This is a genomic window from Kribbella sp. NPDC050459 (genome assembly GCF_040655315.1).
In the GTDB taxonomy this organism is placed as follows: Bacteria; Actinomycetota; Actinomycetes; order Propionibacteriales; family Kribbellaceae; genus Kribbella.
This window is the reverse complement of record NZ_JBFAJQ010000004.1, coordinates 526,305-542,583: the sequence shown is the minus strand read 5'-3', so window position 1 is coordinate 542,583 and position 16,279 is coordinate 526,305. Positions and strand designations below refer to the sequence as shown.

The window sequence follows — 16,279 nt, the reverse complement described above, 5'->3', positions numbered from 1 at the left end:
GCCTGGTCGGGAAGCTGTCGATCAACTCACACTTCAGACTCGGGTCTCCGCGCCCGAGGGCTGCGCGCTCGCAGGCGAGGCGTTCGGTCGTCAGGTGAACGACTGGGGGAACGCGGAGAGCGCCTTGAAGAACCTTGTGTTCGGCCGGAGGCGGGCTGCTGTCGACCTGTGGGCGGCGGTTGGCTTGGTAGGTCGTCCGCTGCCGTCACCGCATGAAAGGCAGTTAGGTCCGCTGCTGGCGGGGTTGAGCCAAGAACGCACATTTGAACGATTTGTCATCAAGGAGAGAGCATGTCGAACGCAGTTGTGTTGACCGACTTCGGGGGGCCCGAGGTGTTGCTCTGGCGGGAGGTCACCCCGCCTGAGCCAGGTCCGGGGCAGGTACGGCTGAAGGTGGCTGCGGCGGGGGTCGGTCCCACCGACCTGGCGATCCGCTCCGGCCATTTGCGGGCATTCGGAGCAGCGCCGGGCGGCGTACTTGGCTTCGAGGCGGCGGGCACCGTGGACATGGTCGGGCCTGGCGTCACCGGGGTGGCGGTGGGCGACGAGATTGCCGCGCAACTGCTGAGCCTGGGCGGTTATGCCGAGTTCGCGATCGCGGAGATCTGGACCGCCAAGCCGGCGGGCGTGTCGTGGGAGGACGCTGCCGCGTTGCCCGCGTCGGCCGAGGCGGCTGTCCGGGTACTCGATGACGTCAGGCTGGAACGCGGGCAGACGCTGCTGCTGTTCGGCGGCGGAGGATCGGTCGGCATCATCGCGACCCAGTTGGCGGTGGCCCGGGGCGCTCAGGTGCTCAGCGTGGTCCGCGACCACGACGAGCGGCTGGTCGGCGAACTGGGCGCCGAGCCGGTGAAGCTCGGCGATACGGTCCGGGCTGACGCGGCGATCGATGCGGCCGGAACGGGGGTGCTTCGACAGGCTCTGGCCGCGGTCGGCGATCCCGGGCGGGTGGTCAGTCTCTCCGATCCGCGGGCGGCCGATTTCGGCGTACGCCTGTCCGGTCCGCGCCCGGAAGCGGCGGCGGCCGCGCTCGCCGAGGCCATGCAGATGCTCGCGGCCGGACGGCTACGGCTTCGGGCACAGCGGACCCTGCCGCTTCCCGAAGCCGCCGAGGCCCACCGTCAACTCGAGGCCGGCACGCGGGAGAAGCTGATCCTCATCCCATGAGATCGGCTCCCGATCGGGGCAGAGAGGCCTGCCACGAAGGCGCAGATCGCAGCTCCTGACCGGGGTCGGGTCCTCGAGGCCGACCGCGGCCACCAGGGTCGAACAAGCAGGTTCGATACCCGTACATGCAATTGTGGTTATATAGCTGCAGGAGTATGTTGGCTTCGTGGGCGCACCTTTTGAAGTTCTGGCTGAGCCGCGGCGGCGGCAGATTCTGGAGTTGCTGCGGCGGCGGCCGCACCTGGTCGGGGAGTTGACCGATGAGCTCGGGCTCAGCCAGCCCGGGGTGTCGAAGCATCTGCGGGCGCTCCGTGAGGCCGGGCTGGTGGACGTCCGGGTGGACGCGCAGCGGCGGTGGTACGAGCTGAGGCTCGGGCCGTTGCGCGAGCTCGACGCCTGGCTGCATCCGTACCGGCTGCTGTGGGATCGCGCGCTGGACGACCTCGAAGACCACCTGGACACGATGCCGGACACCGGTCCGGCGGAAACGGAAGGCTGACGATGGCGAACGAGACCCTGCGAACGATCGAAGGTCGCTCGGTGCTGCGGATGGAGCGCCGGCTCCGGCATTCGGCCGAGAAGGTGTGGCGGGCCCTGACCGAGCCGGAGCAACTGGGTCGTTGGTTCCCGGCCTCGGTCAACCTGCAGCCGCGCATCGGCAGCACCGTCGAGTACCTGATGGACGGTGAGCCGGCAGGCGGCGGTGAGGTGCTCGAGTTCGATCCGCCGCGCGTGTTCGCGATCACCTGGAACGGCGAAGTGCTGCGGTGGGAGCTCCTTCCGGCCGACGGCGGTTGCTTGCTCGTCATGAGCCACACCTTCGACGACCGTTTCGGTGCGGCGAGTTTCGCTTCCGGGTGGACGCTTTGTCTGGACGGGATGGAGATGGTCCTGGACGGCAAGTCGATCGACGTCGAGCCGGACACCGGTTCGCTGCACGACCGCTTCGTGGAGTTGCTCGGGCTGAATCAGGGGTCGGCCGAGCAGACGCCGGACGGCTGGAGCGTCCGGTTCGAACGGCAGCTGACACGCCCGGCCGAAGTCGTCTGGTCCCATCTGCCCAGCGAGGGCACCGTCATCGAACGGTCTGAGCCGAAGGTTCTCGACTACGAGCTGTCCGGCGGCGGGAGGGTCCGCTGGGAGCTGACGCAGGGCACTGGTCACGGCGCTCGCTTGATCCTCACCCAGTCCGGTCTGAGCAGTCCGGATGAAGCGCTGACGACGTGGCGTCACCGCCTCGACGAGCTTGCAGCTGACCTGCTCAGCACTCCGCCCGCGCAGCGGAACGACGGCCCCAGCGAAGGTGGCGCTGCAGATACCCGGTGACCACCACCGTCACCGGTCGTTCCAGTGAGCCGACGCGCTGACCAGATTCAGCACGAGTCGGATGCGACGTTGGGCCTTGAGCTAACAGCCGCGCGGCGGGGTGGGGTTCAGGTGCCAGCCGGTGGGGGTTTGGGTTATGAGGGTCAGGGTGGTGAGGGTTTCCAGACACTGTTGGGTTGTGGGGACATCGAGGCCCGCGGTGGTGGCTATGCGGTGGGTGGGGGCGGGGTTGTGGACGGGGACGGCGTCCAGGGTTCGTTGGAGGTCGGGGTCGAGGGTGTCGGTGAGGGTTTGGGGGGCTCGGGGCGGTTGGGTCAGGTTGGTGCCGAAGGGGGAGATCGCCTCGATGATGTCGGCGACGTTGGTGGCGAGGACGGCGTTGCGTTCGCGGACGAGGAGGTGGCTGCCGGCGGACATGCGGGACGTGATCGGGCCGGGGACGGCGAGGACCGGGCGCCCGCATTGGTCGGCCCAGCCGGCGGTGTTGAGGGCGCCGCTGCGGACGGCGGCTTCGATGACGACGGTGCCTTGGGTGATGGCGGCGATCAGCCGGTTGCGAGCGAGGAACCGGAGCTTGGTCGGGGCACAGCCGGGCGGGAGTTCGGCGACGATCAAGCCGTCCTCGGCGATCCGGCTGAAGAGGGCGGAGTTGCGTCTCGGGTAGCTGACGTCGACGCCGCAGGCAAGGACCGAGATCGTCACGCCGTCGGCGGCAAGGGCTCCGCGGTGGGCTGCTGCGTCGATGCCGAAGGCGCCGCCGGAGACGATGGTGACGCCGTTGTCGGCGAGGCCGCAGGAGAGCTCGGCGGCCACGTGTTCGCCGTACGACGAGCAGGCGCGGGCGCCGACGAGCGCGACGGAGCTGGTCAGGGCGCGGCGGAGGTTCGCGCGGCCGCGGACCCAGAGGCCGAACGGCACTCCGGCGCGGCGGGTCAGTTGGCCGGCTTCTTCGAGTACGTCGACCTGCTCCGGCCACTCGTCGTCGCCGGGGATCACGAATCGCGCGCCGGCGGCTGCGGCTCGGTCGAGGTCGCGGTGCGGGTTGGCCGCGGCGAGTCGGGTCGACCAGCGCTCCAGGCCGGGCGCATTGCGCTGGAGGCGGTCCCAGATCTCCACCGGGTGCAGGCCGTCGAACGCCGTCAACGCGGCGAGGTCTCCCGGCTCGATCACCCGCGACAAGCCCACGCGGGCCAGCCGTTCGTCATCTCCGTTGCCGCCAGCAACTAGCTCCGAGCCGCCGGTTCCTTGGCCGGATCCGAAGCCTTCGGCACCGGGCGAGGAACCGCTGTCGGGCACTCGCGTGCCCGCTCCCCCGGCGCCACCTGGCGTGGCGAGCGATTCGGGCAACAGGGCGTAGGTCGGTGTCATTGGGTGGGTCCTTTGAGGGGGCGGTGGTCGGAGAGGGGCGTCAGCGGCTCGCCGGAGCGGAGTTGGAAGGCTTCGTGGGTTTGCTCGACGGTTGGGGCGGGGAGGCCGGCGAGGTCGGCGAGGGTCCAGGTGAGGCGGACGACGCGGTCGAAGCCTCGGGCGGTGAGGCGGCCTGCGGTGTAGTGGTCTTCGAGGAGGCGTTGGCTGGCCTTGTCCAGCGGGTGATCGCGGCGCAGGACGGGGCCGGGGATCTCGCTGTTCAAAGTCCAGGCGGTGTCGCGGTAGCGGTGGAGCTGGCGGTCGCGGGCGGCCTGCACGCGGGCGGCTACGGTCGCGGTCGACTCCGGGGGCTCGCCGTCGGCGACGGTGCGGGCGGCCGGCAGGATCTGGCGCTGGATGTCGAGCCGATCCTTGATCGGGCCACTGATGCGCTGCCGGTAACGCGCGAGGTGCTGCGGCGAACAGCTGCAGATGCCCTCCCTGGTGCCGGAGAGACCGCACGGACACGGGTTGGCGGCCAGGACCAGCATGAAGCGGGCAGGGAACTTGGCGACGGCCACGGCCCGGTGGATCTCGACGAAGCCGGACTCGAGTGGCTGCCGGAGCGTGTCGAGGGTCAGCGGATGCATCTCGGGCGCTTCGTCGATGAACAGGACGCCGCGATGCGCGCAGCTGATGGCGCCTGGCCTCAGCATGCCTGAGCCGCCGCCGACCAGGCTGGCCAGGGACGCGGTGTGGTGTGGCGCGATGAACGGCGGACGGAGGACCAACTCGGCATCGTTCGTGAGGAGGCCGGCCAGGGAATGCACGGCGGAGACCTCGAGGGAGTCGTCCGTGCTGAGGTCGGGCATCAGTCCCGCGAGGCGCTCGGCGAGCATCGTCTTGCCGGAGCCCGGTGGGCCGTGCAGGAACAGATGATGGCCGCCGGCGGCCGCGGCTTCGATCGCCCGGCGGCCTTCGCGCTGGCCGATGACGTCGTCGAGATCGACACCTGGGACCCGGATCAGCGACTCCGACACCAGGCGCGGCTCGGCGCGCGGCGGGGCCTCGTCGGGGATCTCGGTGCCGCGGAGCAGGGCGAGGACCTGGCGCAGCGAGCGAGCGCCGTACACCTCGATGCCGGGGACCAGGCGGGCCTCGCCGACGTTGAGGTCCGGGACGACGATGCGGTCGAAGCCGGCCCGTGCGGCGGCGAGCGTCATCGCGAGGGCGCCGCGGACCTCGCGGATCCGGCCGTCGAGGCCGAGCTCGCCGATGATCGCCGTCCGGCGGAGCACGGCCGGATCGACCGCGCCAGCCGCGGTGAGGAGCGACAACGCGATGGCGACGTCGTAGTGGGATCCGGTCTTGGGCAGCGTGGCGGGTGAGAGGCCGATGGTCACCTTGCGGTCCGGGAATCGCTCGCCGCTGTTCACCACGGCGGCGCGGACGCGGTCGCGGGCCTCGGACAGCGACGTGTCGGGGAGACCGATCAGCGTCGTCTTCGGCAGGCCCTGGGCGATATCGGCCTCGACCTCGACGAGGTGGCCCTCCAGGCCGACCAGGGCGACCGACCAGGTCTGTGCGAGGGCCATCAGCTCGCTCCCCGCACGTGGTCCACGCTGGGTGGCGTGTTGCGGTCGAACAGGACCGAGATGATGTCGATCCGGATCTCGGCCGGTCTGAGCTCATGCGTCTGCAGCCAGCGGCCGGCCAGCTTCCGGAGAGTCGCCAGCTTCCGGTAGGTGATGGACTCCGCCGGAGAGCCGTAGTTCAGCCCGCGCCGGGTCTTCACCTCGCAGACGACGAGGGTGCCGCCTTCGCGAGCGACGATGTCGATCTCGCCGAGCTCGCAGCGCCAGTTGCGCTCGAGCACGGCGAAACCGTGCGTGCTGAGATATCTAGCGGCGAGATCTTCGCCGTACCGTCCGACGGTGTTGCTGGTCCGCATCGATGACCACCTCCGGCAGAGAAGATGCCGGGATCAGGCCTCGGAAACGGACCTCGTTTTCCGCCTGTGGACAACCGCCGACCGGTCAGCGACCGAAGTCGGAGTCCTTGGGGACTTCCAGGTCGGACTTGGCGAGTTCTTCGATGTTGACGTCGCGGAAGGTGACGACCTTCGCGTTCTTGACGAAGCGGGCGGAACGGTACACGTCCCAGACCCACGCGTCGGCCATCGTCACTTCGAAGTACACGTCGCCGCCCTCGGTGCGGACCTTCAGGTCGACGGCGTTGCACAGGTAGAAGCGCCGTTCGGTCTCCACGACATACTTGAAGATCCCGACGACGTCCTTGTACTCCCGATAGAGCTGCAGCTCCATATCGGTCTCGTACTTCTCAAGGTCGTCAGCGCTCATCGGCTCTCCACTCCGGTGGGACTGGTCACATTCTGTCCCATAACGGGCTTCAGACTGCGGCGGACATTCTCAAACCGGCGTCGATGTTGCGGGCACGGACCGTATTCGTCCAGTGCGGCCTGGTGTTCGGGGGTGCAGTACCCCTTGTGGATCCCGAACCCGTACTGCGGGTACACCTTGTCCCAGTGCTCCATCACGCGGTCCCGGGTCACCTTCGCGATCACTGACGCGGCAGCGATACAGGCCGCCACGCGGTCGCCCTTCCAGATCGCCAGCCCCGGGACGTCAAGGCCGTCGACGCCGAACCCGTCTGTCAGCACGTAGGACGGGCGGACGTCGAGGCGGAACAGCGCCCGCCGGAGCGCCTCCACGTTCGCGACGTGCATGCCGAGCCGGTCGCACTCCGCCGCCTCGATCGACACCACCGACCAGGCCAGAGCCCGCTTGCGGACCTCGTCGTAGCACCGCTCCCGCGCCTTCGCGGTGAGCAGCTTCGAGTCCGCGAGCTCCGGGATCTGGCCGCGCTTGCCCTCGGGCAGGATCACCGCCGCGGCCACCAATGGCCCGGCGCACGGCCCACGACCCGCCTCGTCGACGCCGGCGATCGGGTCCAGCCCGACGCGGCGCAGGGCCCGCTCGTACCCGTACAGCCCGGCGTCCCGCCGGACCGTGCTCCCGCGCGGCAGCGCGCTCATCCAGCCCTCCGAATCACACATCCCACCCTAGGCACCAGAGCCGGCAGCGGCTCACTTAGGCGGCGGTGTGAGGGATATCGAGGGCTTGTCCGGCGCCGGGCCGGCGGCTGGCACCGCCTTGAACGTGTCCGGTACGCCGAGTTTGCCCCAGCGGCTCGACGGCCAGACGATCATGATCGCCCGCCCGGTGACCTTGTCGAGCGGCACGAACGCCGCGTCGCCCTGATTGCTGCCGTTCGCGTCGAGGTCCTGCAGGTGGACGCGGGAGTCCCCGGAGGCGGAGCGGTGGTCGCCCATCACGAAGATCCGGCCGGCCGGGACGGTGACCTGGAACTCCATCTGGGACGGGGCGTCGCCCGGATACAGATAGCTGGTCTCGTCGAGCGGCTGGCCGTTCACCAGCAGCCGGCCCTTGGAGTCGCAGCAGGCGACCTTGTCGCCGGGCATGCCGATCAGGCGCTTGATCAGGTGGCCGTGGCTGGAGTCCGGCAGCAGACCCACGATCTCGAAGAACCGGCCGACCGAGCCGCGCTTCTGGCCGCTCTCCTCGGCGCCGAGCCAGCCGCCCGGGTCCTCGAACACGACCACGTCGCCGCGCTTGACGTCGGTGAGCTTCTCGACCACGACCCGGTCACCGACCAGCAGGGTGTTCTCCATCGACTCGCTCGGGATGATGAACATCTGCCCGACGAACGCCCGCAGGATCGAGGAGACGATCAGGGCACCGACCACGATCAGCACGAACTCGCGGGCAGCGGCCGCGAAGCCCGAGCGATGAGCGGGTTTGGCGTCCGACTTGGTCGGTGTATCGGTCACTTCTTCAGCCCCGGCTTCTTGAAGGTTTCCGGAGGACGCAGCATCGTCATCCGGTCAGACGGCCAGATTACGCAACAGGCCCGGCCAACCACGTTCTCGACCGGGACGAAGCCCCCACCGGGGCCGCCCATGTGCGCACGGGAGTCGGCCGACTCGGCCCGGTTGTCGCCCATCACCCACAGATGGCCGGCCGGCACCAGCACGTTGAACGGCATTTCCGACGGCTTGGCGTCCTTCAAAAGGTACTCCCGCTCGTCCAGCGGGATGCCGTTCACGGTGATCTGGCCGTCCTTGTTGCAGCAGATCACCCGGTCGCCGGCGACGCCGATCACCCGCTTCACCAGGTGGCCCTCGCCGCTGCGCGGCAGGATGCCGACGAACTCACCGATCCGGCGCACCGCGCCCGGCTGGGCCTGTTCCTCGTTCAGCCAGTTGGCGGGGTCCTTGAAGACGATGATGTCGCCGCGGTCGACATCGCGGTGCAGATAGCTGATCTTCTCGGCGAGGATCCGGTCGTCCTTGGTCAGCGTGTCGTACATCGACTCCGACGGGACGTAGAACGCCTCCGCGACGAACAGCCGCAGCACGACGGTGATGACGAGCGCGAGCACCGTGACGGTGCTCATCTCGACGAGCAGGCTGAGCAGCGGATTCCGCTGCTTCAGCCTGCGGTGACGTCCTTTGCTGCGACGTGCCCTCTTCGAGACCGGGCGAGGGCGAGCGCGAGTCGCAGTGCTCGGCGCCATCGGTGACCGTCGTCGCTACGCGGCGTCAGGAAGCCGGAACTTCGCGCTTCTCCTTGATCTTCGCCGCCTTGCCGCGCAGCTCGCGCAGGTAGTACAGCTTGGCGCGGCGGACGTCGCCGCGGGTGACGACCTCGATCCTCTCGACGATCGGGGTGTGCAGCGGGAAGGTCCGCTCGACGCCGACGCCGAAGCTGACCTTGCGGACCGTGAAGGTCTCCTGCAGGCCACCACCCTGGCGGCGGATCACGACACCCTGGAAGACCTGGACGCGGGACCGGTTGCCCTCGACGACCTTGACGTGCACCTTGACGGTGTCACCGGGGCGGAAGGCGGGGATGTCGTCGCGCTTGCTCGCATTGTCGAGCTCGTTCAGGACGTTGCTCATCAGGGGTCTCTTTCTCGCGCGTGCCACAGGTCACCCACGAATGTCGGTGGTGATGAAGTCATCAAAAGGCTGCCGGTCGGTGGTCACCCCCTGTGGCAGGAGCACCGAAGGGCAGCAGCAGACAATCTTGCCATACGCCCCACACGGTGACGAAATCCGCGGTCGTTGCATGCGCACTGTGAGCAGCCGGACGTCACTTACGGCGACGCCGCTTGCCGAGCCGCACCAGGTCGACCTTCGGCGTCTGCGCCGCCCGGCTGATCTCCCGGTAGCCCGCCTTCCGGTACAGCTCCAGATTGCGCTCGCTCAGCGCCCCGGTGTTCAGCGTGTACGAGGTGACCTCGGCGGGAGCCAATTGCTCGGCGGCGCGCAGCAGCCGGGCGCCGAGGCCACGCCCCTGCCAGTCCGGGGCCACGATCAGGCGCTCGATCTGCCCCTCGGCGCCGTCGACGAGGAGCTGGACCGAGCCGACGATGCGGGTGCCCGCGACAGCCTTGAGGACGGTCCCCCGCTCGAGACGCGCTGCCGTGGCGGCGGGGTCGTCGGTCAGCGGCGGAATCGTGTAGTCGTCGTACAGCCGCGCCTCGGACAGGAAGGCGGCCAGCTGCAACACGTGGATCTCGCCCGCATCGGCCGCGGTGGCCGGCAGCAGGCGGACCCCGCTGGTGTCGTCCTTGTCCGCGAGCACGTCGCCCCAGGCCGCGAGCAGGTCGGGCCGGCGTTCCGCAGTACGCCGTACCGCTTCCTCGTGGTGCCAGTCGGCGATCAGGCCGTGGTTCCCGGACAGCAACACCTCAGGTACGTCGTACCCGCGCCAGCTCGGCGGCTTCGTGTAGACCGGGTACTCGAGCAGGCCGTCGCCCGAGTGCGACTCTTCCGCGAGCGAATCCGGATTGCCGATCACGCCGGGCAGCAGACGCGCCACGGCCTCGACCATGACGAGTACGGCGACCTCGCCGCCGTTCAGGACGTAGTCGCCGATGGAGACCTCGTCGATGCGCATCCGCTCCGCCGCGTACGACGCCACGCGCGCGTCGATGCCCTCGTACCGACCGCACGCGAACGCGAGCCACGGCTCGGCCGCGAGCTCATAGGCCAGCGACTGCGTGAACGGACGCCCGGCCGGGGTCGGCACGATCAGCCGCGGCTGCGCCGGCCCGTCGACGGGCGCGACCGCGTCCAGCGCCTGGCCCCACGGCTCCGGCTTCATCACCATCCCCGCTCCCCCGCCGTACGGGGTGTCGTCGACGGTGCGGTGGCGGTCGTGCGTCCACTCGCGCAGGTCGTGCAGGTGGATGTCCAGCAGACCGCCCTTGGCCGCCTTCCCGACCAGAGACACGTCCAGCGCGGCCAGGTACTCGGGGAAGATCGTGACGACGTCCAGCCGCATGTCAGTCCCCCGGCTCGGTCTGGACCACCTCTGCGCCCTCTGGGTCGAGCAGTCCGGGCCGGTCCGCCACGACGACGTACCGCTTGTCGATGTCGATCTCCGGGACCAGCTCCTCGACCATCGGGACCAGCACGAGGTTGCCCGTGGTGCGCCGGATCTCGAGGAGGTCCTGCGACGGCAGGTGCACGACGTCGGTCACCTCGCCGACCTCGGCGCCGTCGGTGGTCCGGACCGCGAGCCCGACCAGGTCGCGGTCGTAGTACTCCTCCGGGTCCTCGGGTCGCTCGTCGTCGGGGACCTCGCACTGCACGAACAGGTTGCGCAACTGCTCGGCGGCGGTCCGGTCCGGCACCTCGGCGAACTTCACCAGCAGCCGTCCGCTGTGCCAGCGGCTCGCGGCCACGGTCAGCCTCCGGGACACCTTGGCGTCCGTCACCAGGACCTCGCCGTCCGCGAACCGGCGGTCCGGCTCGTCGGTCCGCACGTCGATACCGACCTCGCCCCTGATCCCGTGCGCCCGGCCGATCCGCCCGACAGTCACCAACACGTGCACTACTCCTTTGTACGAAGTGAAGGGCCGCACCCCACAGCGGGGGGCGGCCCTTCGGAGGACTGCTGAGCTCAGCGGCGCGGACGCCGGTTGAACTCGTCGACGAAGTCGATGCGCAGCGAGGACTCGGAGCTGAGGGCGCCGACGACGGTGCGGATCGCGGTGGCGGTGCGGCCGTTGCGGCCGATCACCTTGCCGATGTCGTCGGGGTGGACGTGCACCTCGAGGGTGCGGCCACGCCGCAGGTTCCGGGCCCGGACGCTGACGTCGTCGGGGTTGTCCACGATGCCTCGGACCAGGTGCTCGAGCGCCTCGGTCTCCATCATCGTCAGGCCTCGGTGGTCTCGGCCGCAGCCTCGTCGGCCTTCGGCTCCTCGGCCTTCGCCTCGTCAGCCTTGGGGGCCTCGGCGGCGTCGTCCTTCTTCTCGGCCTTCTTCGCGGTCTTCTTGGCGGTGACCGCCTCGGTCTTCAGCGAGCCGTGGGCCTCGGCCAGCGCCTCGTTGAAGATCTCCTGCTTGTCGCGCTTCGGCTCGGCGACCCGCAGCGGCGCCGGGGCGTCCTGGCCCTTGAACTTCTGCCAGTCGCCGGTGGCCTTGAAGATCGCCTCGACGGCCTCGCTCGGCTGCGCGCCGACGCCCAGCCAGTACTGCGCCCGCTCCGACTCGACGCGGATGAACGAGGGCTCGGTCTTCGGGTTGTAGATCCCGATCTCCTCGATCGCCCGGCCGTCCCGCTTGGTGCGGGCGTCCATCACGACGATGCGGTAGTGCGGGGTGCGCTTCTTGCCGATGCGCTTCAAACGGATCTTGACTGCCACTTTCGGGTGGTCTCCCTTGGAATTACAGACTGGGTGAGCAGCACAGCGTCGTGGGGACAACGGAGTGAGACTCGATGGGCCGACCGGGCCGTGGAGTTAGAGGGCTGCACGAACCAGGACGGACTCAGCAGGCCATTGTGCCAGATTCCGCACCGCTCGGACCAATCGGCCTCACGCGCGCAGGTACGCCAGGTTCGGCAGCTGCTCGACGTACGTGTCGAGCAGGTGCCGGGCCACCGTCACCGAGTCGACCAGCGGATGGTAGGCGAACGCTTTCAGCGCCGCCGAGCGGGACGCCGCGGTCGCCGCTTCGATGGTGGACCGCTCGACCGCCTTCACCGCGCTGATCAGGCCCGCCTGGTGGTCCGTGAGCTGGGACACCGCCACCGGCAGCGCCCCGTTGGCGTCCACGGTGCACGGGATCTCGACCACGGCGTCGTCGTCGAGGTGGTGCAGGATGCCGCGGTTGCGGACATTCAGGATCAGCGAGGCGCGCTCGTTGTGCGCGATCGCCCGCATCAGCGACAGCGCGACCTGCTCGTACCCGCCGGCCGCCATGTCGCGCTCGTCGCGCTCCCCCGCGTCCGCGACCTCACGGCTCTCCACCATGTACGTCGACTCGCGCTCGGCCCGGGTCTTCTGCCACAGCTCCAGCGCCTGGTCCGGGTGCTTGCCGGTCTCGGCGTAGAACGCGGACTGCTGCTCCAGCAGGAAGGTGCCGCGCGTCTGCCGGACCCCCTGGACGGCGGCCAGCGTCTCGCGCGCGAAGTAGTAATAGTGCAGGTACTCGTTCGGAATCGAGCCGAGCGATCGCAGCCAGTCCGCTCCGAACAGCCGGCCCTCCTCGAAGGAGCTCAGAGCATCGGACGACTGCAGCAGGTCGGGCAGCCGGTCCACACCGCCGGACCGCAGCCCGCGCAGCCAGCCGAGGTGGTTGAGCCCCGCGTAGTCGTAGAACGCGGTCGACGGGTCCACTCCGAGCGCCAGCGCCGCGCGCCGGCCCAGGCCCGACGGCGAGTCGCAGATACCGATCACCCGATCGCCCAGGAACGGGATCATGGCTTCGGTCACCATGCCGGCGGGGTTGGTGAAGTTGATGGTCCAGGCGTCCGGGGCGACGGCCGCGATCCGCTGGGCGATCTGGACCGCGACCGGGAGCGTGCGCAGGCCGTAGGCGATACCGCCGGCGCCGACCGTCTCCTGGCCGAGGACGCCGAGGTCCAGCGCGACCCGCTCGTCCACAGTCCGGCCTTCGAGGCCGCCGACCCGGATCGCCGAGAAGATGAAGTCGGCGCCACGCAGGGCCTCGTCGAGGTCCGTGGTCGCCGTCACGACGGGCGCGTCGGCGGTGTCTGCTGCCTGCTGGCGGAGGACGGCTGCGATGGCAGACAGCCGGGACGAGTCGGTGTCGTACAGGACCACCGACGTGATGCGGCCGGGGCCGCGGTCGCCCAGGAGGGCGTGGTAGACGAGCGGAACCCGGAAGCCGCCCCCGCCCAGAATCGTCAGCTTCACGCGAGGACCACCTCTACTCCTGCTTCGGTCAGTTGGGCACGGGTCGCCTCGTCGGCGTCGGGCTCGGTCACCACCATGGTCAGCTCCCCCGGCTCACACACACGGGCGACGCCGTGGCCCGGGAACTTCGTGCGGTCGGCGAGCAGGACGACGCGGTCGGCGGCGTTGATCATCGCCCGTTTGACCGGCACCTCGATCATCGTGCTGTCCATCACCCGGCCGTCCGGTCGGACGCCGCTGGTGCCCAGGAACAGCCAGTCGACGTGGATCTGCCGCAGGCTCTCCTCGGTCAGGTAGCCGACCAGCGACCGGTAGCTGCGGCGCACGAACCCGCCCAGCACGATCAGCTCGATCTGCTCGTCGTTCTGCAATTCCTCCAGTACGGCGAGGTTGCTGGTCACCACGGTCAGCGAGCGGCCGTGCAGGTGCTGCGCGACCCGGAGCGCCGTCGTGCCGATGTCGAGCAGCACCGACTCGCCGTCGGCGACCAGCTCGGCGGCGCGGCGCGCGATCCGGTCCTTCTCCTCGGCGTGCACGGCGTTGACGTCAGCGAACGGCTCGTCGCCGCCGTCGACCGCCAGCGCACCGCCGTACACCCGGGTGAGGCGGCCCTCGGCGTGCAGCTGCTCGAGGTCGCGCCGGATGGTGGCCTCGCTGACGCCGAGCTTCCCGGCCAGCACCTTGACGCCCCCGGCCCCATCGGCCCGGAGCGCACGAACGATCTGATCCTGTCGCTGCTTCGGCAACACAGAGAGACCGTATCACGCAAACTCAATCATTTTTAGTCAAAGTTGTGATCAGGTATTGCGGATCCTGAGCAAGAGTTTCAAGATTCATGAACGAGTTTGATCGAGCCTGACGGAGTGTGGCTAGCCATGCACGAGCTGGACGTACCGGTTCTGGATGTGGTCGTGTCTGGTCTGGTATTCAAGGACCTGGTGCTAGGCCTGCCCACTCCCCCGCGGCCTGGCACCGAGGTCTGGGCCACCGAGTCGCACGAGAGCCCCGGCGGCATCGCGAACTTCGCGGTGGCGCTGGCCCGGCTCGGACTGCGCACCGGCATGGCCGCGGCGTTCGGTGCGGACGCCACGGGCGACCAGGTCTGGGGATACCTGAGCGCCGAGGGCATCGATCTGTCACTCTCCCGCAGACTCGCCGGCTGGCAGACGCCGCTCACCGTGGCCCTTGCCTATGACAACGACCGGGCACTGGTCACGAGGGGCACGTCACCCCTGCTGTCGGCCGACGAGCTGATCACCACGCCGCCGGCTGCCCGAGCCGTCGCCGCGCACATCGGACCCTGGCCGAACGATTGGCTGGCGAAGGCGAAGGCGGCCGGCAGCGTGGTGTTCGCCGATGTCGGCTGGGACCCGACCGAGCAGTGGGACCCGGCCGTCCTCGACCAGCTCCAGCACTGCGACGTGTTCCTGCCCAACGCCGACGAGGCGATGGCCTACACGCGGACCGACTCGCCGGAGCAGGCCCTGCGCCGGCTGGCAGAGCGGGTTCCGCTGGTGGTCGTGTCCAACGGCGCGGCGGGCACCATCGCTCTCGACGCGAGTACCGGCGAGCACATCGCCGTACCGGCGTTTCCGGTCCCGGCGGCGGACACCACCGGGGCGGGTGACGTGTTCGCCGCCGGTTTCATCGCCGCCACGCTCTGGGGACTGCCGCCGGCGCAGCGGGTGCGGTTCGCCGCGCTCACCGCCGCGCTCTCCGTCACCCGGCTCGGCGGCGCGGACGCCGCACCTCGCTGGGCCGACCTCGCGGACTGGCAGGCCGCGCATCCCGAAGACCAGAACCTCCAAGCGCTGATCAGCGCACACTCAGGAAGGTAGAACCATGGAGCTCTCACGTCGGACGCTGCTCGGGGGCTTCACGGCCGTGCTCGGCGGCAGCCTCGTCGGCTGTTCGTCCGGGATGAACACCACCGGTACGACGGCCAAGAAGAACACCACCACCGAGCTGACGATGTGGTGCTGGCCGGGAGGCCTCGGCAAGTCGGTGCTGGACGACACGATCGCGCACTTCCCGGACCCGAAGATCAAGTACTCCGAGATCGGCGGCGACTTCAAGCAGAAGCTGGTCACCACGTTCAACGGCGGCACCGGGATCCCGGACATCACCGGCATCAAGGGCGAGGACATCGCGTCGCTGCTGCCGCAGGCCGACCGCTTCGTCGACCTGAAGACCGTCGGCGCGGACTCGGTCCTCGGCGACTACCTGGAGTGGAAGGTCAACCAGGCGACCACCCTCGACGGCAAGGTGATCGGCCTGCCGATCGATGTCGGCCCGACCGCGCTGTACTACCGCGAGGACATCTTCGCCGCGGCCGGCCTGCCGAGCGACCCCGCCCAGGTGGCCGCACAGCTGAAGACCTGGGACGACTTCTTCAACGCCGGGGTCCAGCTGAAGGCGAAGAACCCGAAGGCGCTGCTGGTCTGGGACGCGACCGACCTCTACGACATGGTCGTCGGCCAGGGCACCGAGCGGTACATCTCCAAGGACAACAAGTTCATCGGCGACCAGGACCACATCCGGAAGGCCTGGGACACCTCGGTCAAGGCGATGACGCTGAAGATCGACGGCAAGACCCCGAGCGGCAGCCCGGACTGGAACGCCGGCCTCGACCAGGGCACGGTCCCCGCGCACATCGGCGCCGCCTGGGTGGCGCTGGACATCAAGTCCGCGGTGAAGTCCAGCGCCGGCAAGTGGCGGCTGGCGGCGACGCCGAGCGGCCCGGCGAACTTCGGCGGCTCGTTCCTCGCGATCACCAAGAACGCGGCCGATCCGCAGAAGGCGTTCGATGTGATCAAGTACATGCTCAGCCCCGACAACGAGGCCAAGGCGTTCGCCGACGCGCAGATCTTCCCGTCGACGCCGGCGGCCTACGACAAGCCCCAGCTCAAGGCGGCCGACAAGTTCTTCGGCGGCCAGGTCCCGATCGACGTGTTCGGGCCGGCTGCGAAGGCGATCCCGGTCGCGTACCAGAGCCCGTACGACGACTCGGTCGCGGCGCCGTTCCACGACGAGCTGAAGACGGTGCAGACCGGCGCCAAGACCTCGGACGCGGCGTGGTCGGCCGCGGTCTCGAAGGCGAAGGCGATCGCCAAACGACAGGGAGTGCAGTGACTCTACCGATGCCACGCCTCCGGCGCGGCGGGT

Annotated in this window: 19 protein-coding genes; 5 read left to right on the top strand and 14 right to left on the bottom strand. The window is 69.4% G+C overall.

Features of this window, described 5'->3' with window-relative positions; translation table 11 throughout:
• The first annotated feature begins 309 nt into the window (after positions 1-309).
• The 3 genes from AB0I12_RS18625 to AB0I12_RS18615 all read left to right on the top strand — a co-directional run bounded on the left by AB0I12_RS18625 (position 310) and on the right by AB0I12_RS18615 (position 2,493).
• Positions 310-1,167 (top strand): NADP-dependent oxidoreductase, encoded by an 858-nt coding sequence (locus AB0I12_RS18625; protein WP_359930814.1) that lies wholly within the window; start codon positions 310-312, stop codon positions 1,165-1,167.
• A gap of 166 nt (positions 1,168-1,333) precedes the next feature.
• Entirely contained in the window at positions 1,334-1,666 is a 333-nt protein-coding gene (locus AB0I12_RS18620; RefSeq protein ID WP_355699274.1) for a metalloregulator ArsR/SmtB family transcription factor, read from the top strand.
• A 2-nt stretch (positions 1,667-1,668) separates the two neighbouring features.
• The gene (locus tag AB0I12_RS18615) at positions 1,669-2,493 is read left to right on the top strand and encodes an SRPBCC family protein (RefSeq protein ID WP_359930811.1); all 825 of its coding nucleotides are present in this window, start codon (positions 1,669-1,671) and stop codon (positions 2,491-2,493) included.
• A gap of 81 nt (positions 2,494-2,574) precedes the next feature.
• Here the strand turns inward: AB0I12_RS18615 and dprA are convergent, their stop codons facing one another.
• From dprA to AB0I12_RS18545, 14 genes are all read right to left on the bottom strand, one after another.
• Complete coding sequence (gene dprA / locus AB0I12_RS18610; protein WP_359930808.1) at positions 2,575-3,861, bottom strand: DNA-processing protein DprA; 1,287 nt, start codon at positions 3,859-3,861, stop codon at positions 2,575-2,577.
• On the bottom strand, positions 3,858-5,435 hold the full coding sequence (locus tag AB0I12_RS18605; RefSeq protein ID WP_359930805.1) for a YifB family Mg chelatase-like AAA ATPase: 1,578 nt from the start codon (positions 5,433-5,435) through the stop codon (positions 3,858-3,860). The genes dprA and AB0I12_RS18605 overlap by 4 nt, the downstream gene beginning before the upstream one ends.
• Positions 5,435-5,791, bottom strand: a complete 357-nt coding sequence (locus tag AB0I12_RS18600) for a YraN family protein (RefSeq protein WP_359930802.1) — start codon at positions 5,789-5,791, stop codon at positions 5,435-5,437. Before AB0I12_RS18600 ends, AB0I12_RS18605 begins: the two co-directional genes overlap by 1 nt.
• 85 nt (positions 5,792-5,876) lie before the next feature.
• On the bottom strand, positions 5,877-6,200 hold the full coding sequence (locus AB0I12_RS18595; protein ID WP_012922325.1) for a DUF2469 domain-containing protein: 324 nt from the start codon (positions 6,198-6,200) through the stop codon (positions 5,877-5,879).
• On the bottom strand, positions 6,197-6,895 hold the full coding sequence (locus AB0I12_RS18590) for a ribonuclease HII (protein ID WP_359930797.1): 699 nt from the start codon (positions 6,893-6,895) through the stop codon (positions 6,197-6,199). The genes AB0I12_RS18595 and AB0I12_RS18590 overlap by 4 nt, the downstream gene beginning before the upstream one ends.
• A 51-nt stretch (positions 6,896-6,946) precedes the next feature.
• Positions 6,947-7,711 (bottom strand): signal peptidase I, encoded by a 765-nt coding sequence (gene lepB / locus AB0I12_RS18585; RefSeq protein WP_355699268.1) that lies wholly within the window; start codon positions 7,709-7,711, stop codon positions 6,947-6,949.
• Positions 7,708-8,337 (bottom strand): signal peptidase I, encoded by a 630-nt coding sequence (gene lepB / locus AB0I12_RS18580; protein WP_359930794.1) that lies wholly within the window; start codon positions 8,335-8,337, stop codon positions 7,708-7,710. The genes lepB (AB0I12_RS18585) and lepB (AB0I12_RS18580) overlap by 4 nt, the downstream gene beginning before the upstream one ends.
• A 145-nt stretch (positions 8,338-8,482) precedes the next feature.
• Positions 8,483-8,842, bottom strand: coding sequence for a 50S ribosomal protein L19 (rplS, locus tag AB0I12_RS18575; RefSeq protein WP_355699266.1), 360 nt, complete (start codon positions 8,840-8,842; stop codon positions 8,483-8,485).
• Positions 8,843-9,035: 193 nt separating this feature from the next.
• Complete coding sequence (gene trmD / locus AB0I12_RS18570; protein ID WP_359930791.1) at positions 9,036-10,232, bottom strand: tRNA (guanosine(37)-N1)-methyltransferase TrmD; 1,197 nt, start codon at positions 10,230-10,232, stop codon at positions 9,036-9,038.
• Position 10,233: 1 nt separating this feature from the next.
• Positions 10,234-10,779, bottom strand: a complete 546-nt coding sequence (rimM, locus tag AB0I12_RS18565) for a ribosome maturation factor RimM (RefSeq protein WP_359930789.1) — start codon at positions 10,777-10,779, stop codon at positions 10,234-10,236.
• 74 nt (positions 10,780-10,853) lie between these two features.
• Positions 10,854-11,105 carry an RNA-binding protein gene (locus tag AB0I12_RS18560; RefSeq protein ID WP_131292053.1) on the bottom strand — a complete coding sequence of 84 codons (252 nt, stop codon included), beginning with the start codon at positions 11,103-11,105 and terminating at the stop codon, positions 10,854-10,856.
• A 5-nt stretch (positions 11,106-11,110) separates the two neighbouring features.
• Complete coding sequence (gene rpsP, locus AB0I12_RS18555; RefSeq protein ID WP_355483573.1) at positions 11,111-11,599, bottom strand: 30S ribosomal protein S16; 489 nt, start codon at positions 11,597-11,599, stop codon at positions 11,111-11,113.
• A 171-nt stretch (positions 11,600-11,770) separates the two neighbouring features.
• The gene (locus AB0I12_RS18550) at positions 11,771-13,114 is read right to left on the bottom strand and encodes a 6-phospho-beta-glucosidase (RefSeq protein WP_359930785.1); all 1,344 of its coding nucleotides are present in this window, start codon (positions 13,112-13,114) and stop codon (positions 11,771-11,773) included.
• The gene (locus tag AB0I12_RS18545; RefSeq protein ID WP_359930783.1) at positions 13,111-13,863 is read right to left on the bottom strand and encodes a DeoR/GlpR family DNA-binding transcription regulator; all 753 of its coding nucleotides are present in this window, start codon (positions 13,861-13,863) and stop codon (positions 13,111-13,113) included. The genes AB0I12_RS18550 and AB0I12_RS18545 overlap by 4 nt, the downstream gene beginning before the upstream one ends.
• Before the next feature lie 162 nt (positions 13,864-14,025).
• Here AB0I12_RS18545 and AB0I12_RS18540 point away from each other — a divergent pair, with 162 nt between their 5' ends.
• Together AB0I12_RS18540 and AB0I12_RS18535 are read left to right on the top strand one after the other, a co-directional pair.
• A complete protein-coding gene (locus AB0I12_RS18540; protein WP_359930780.1) occupies positions 14,026-14,952 on the top strand; it encodes a PfkB family carbohydrate kinase in 927 nt (308 codons plus the stop codon).
• Positions 14,953-14,956: 4 nt separating this feature from the next.
• Positions 14,957-16,246 (top strand): extracellular solute-binding protein, encoded by a 1,290-nt coding sequence (locus AB0I12_RS18535; RefSeq protein ID WP_359930777.1) that lies wholly within the window; start codon positions 14,957-14,959, stop codon positions 16,244-16,246.
• Positions 16,247-16,279: the final 33 nt, after the last annotated feature.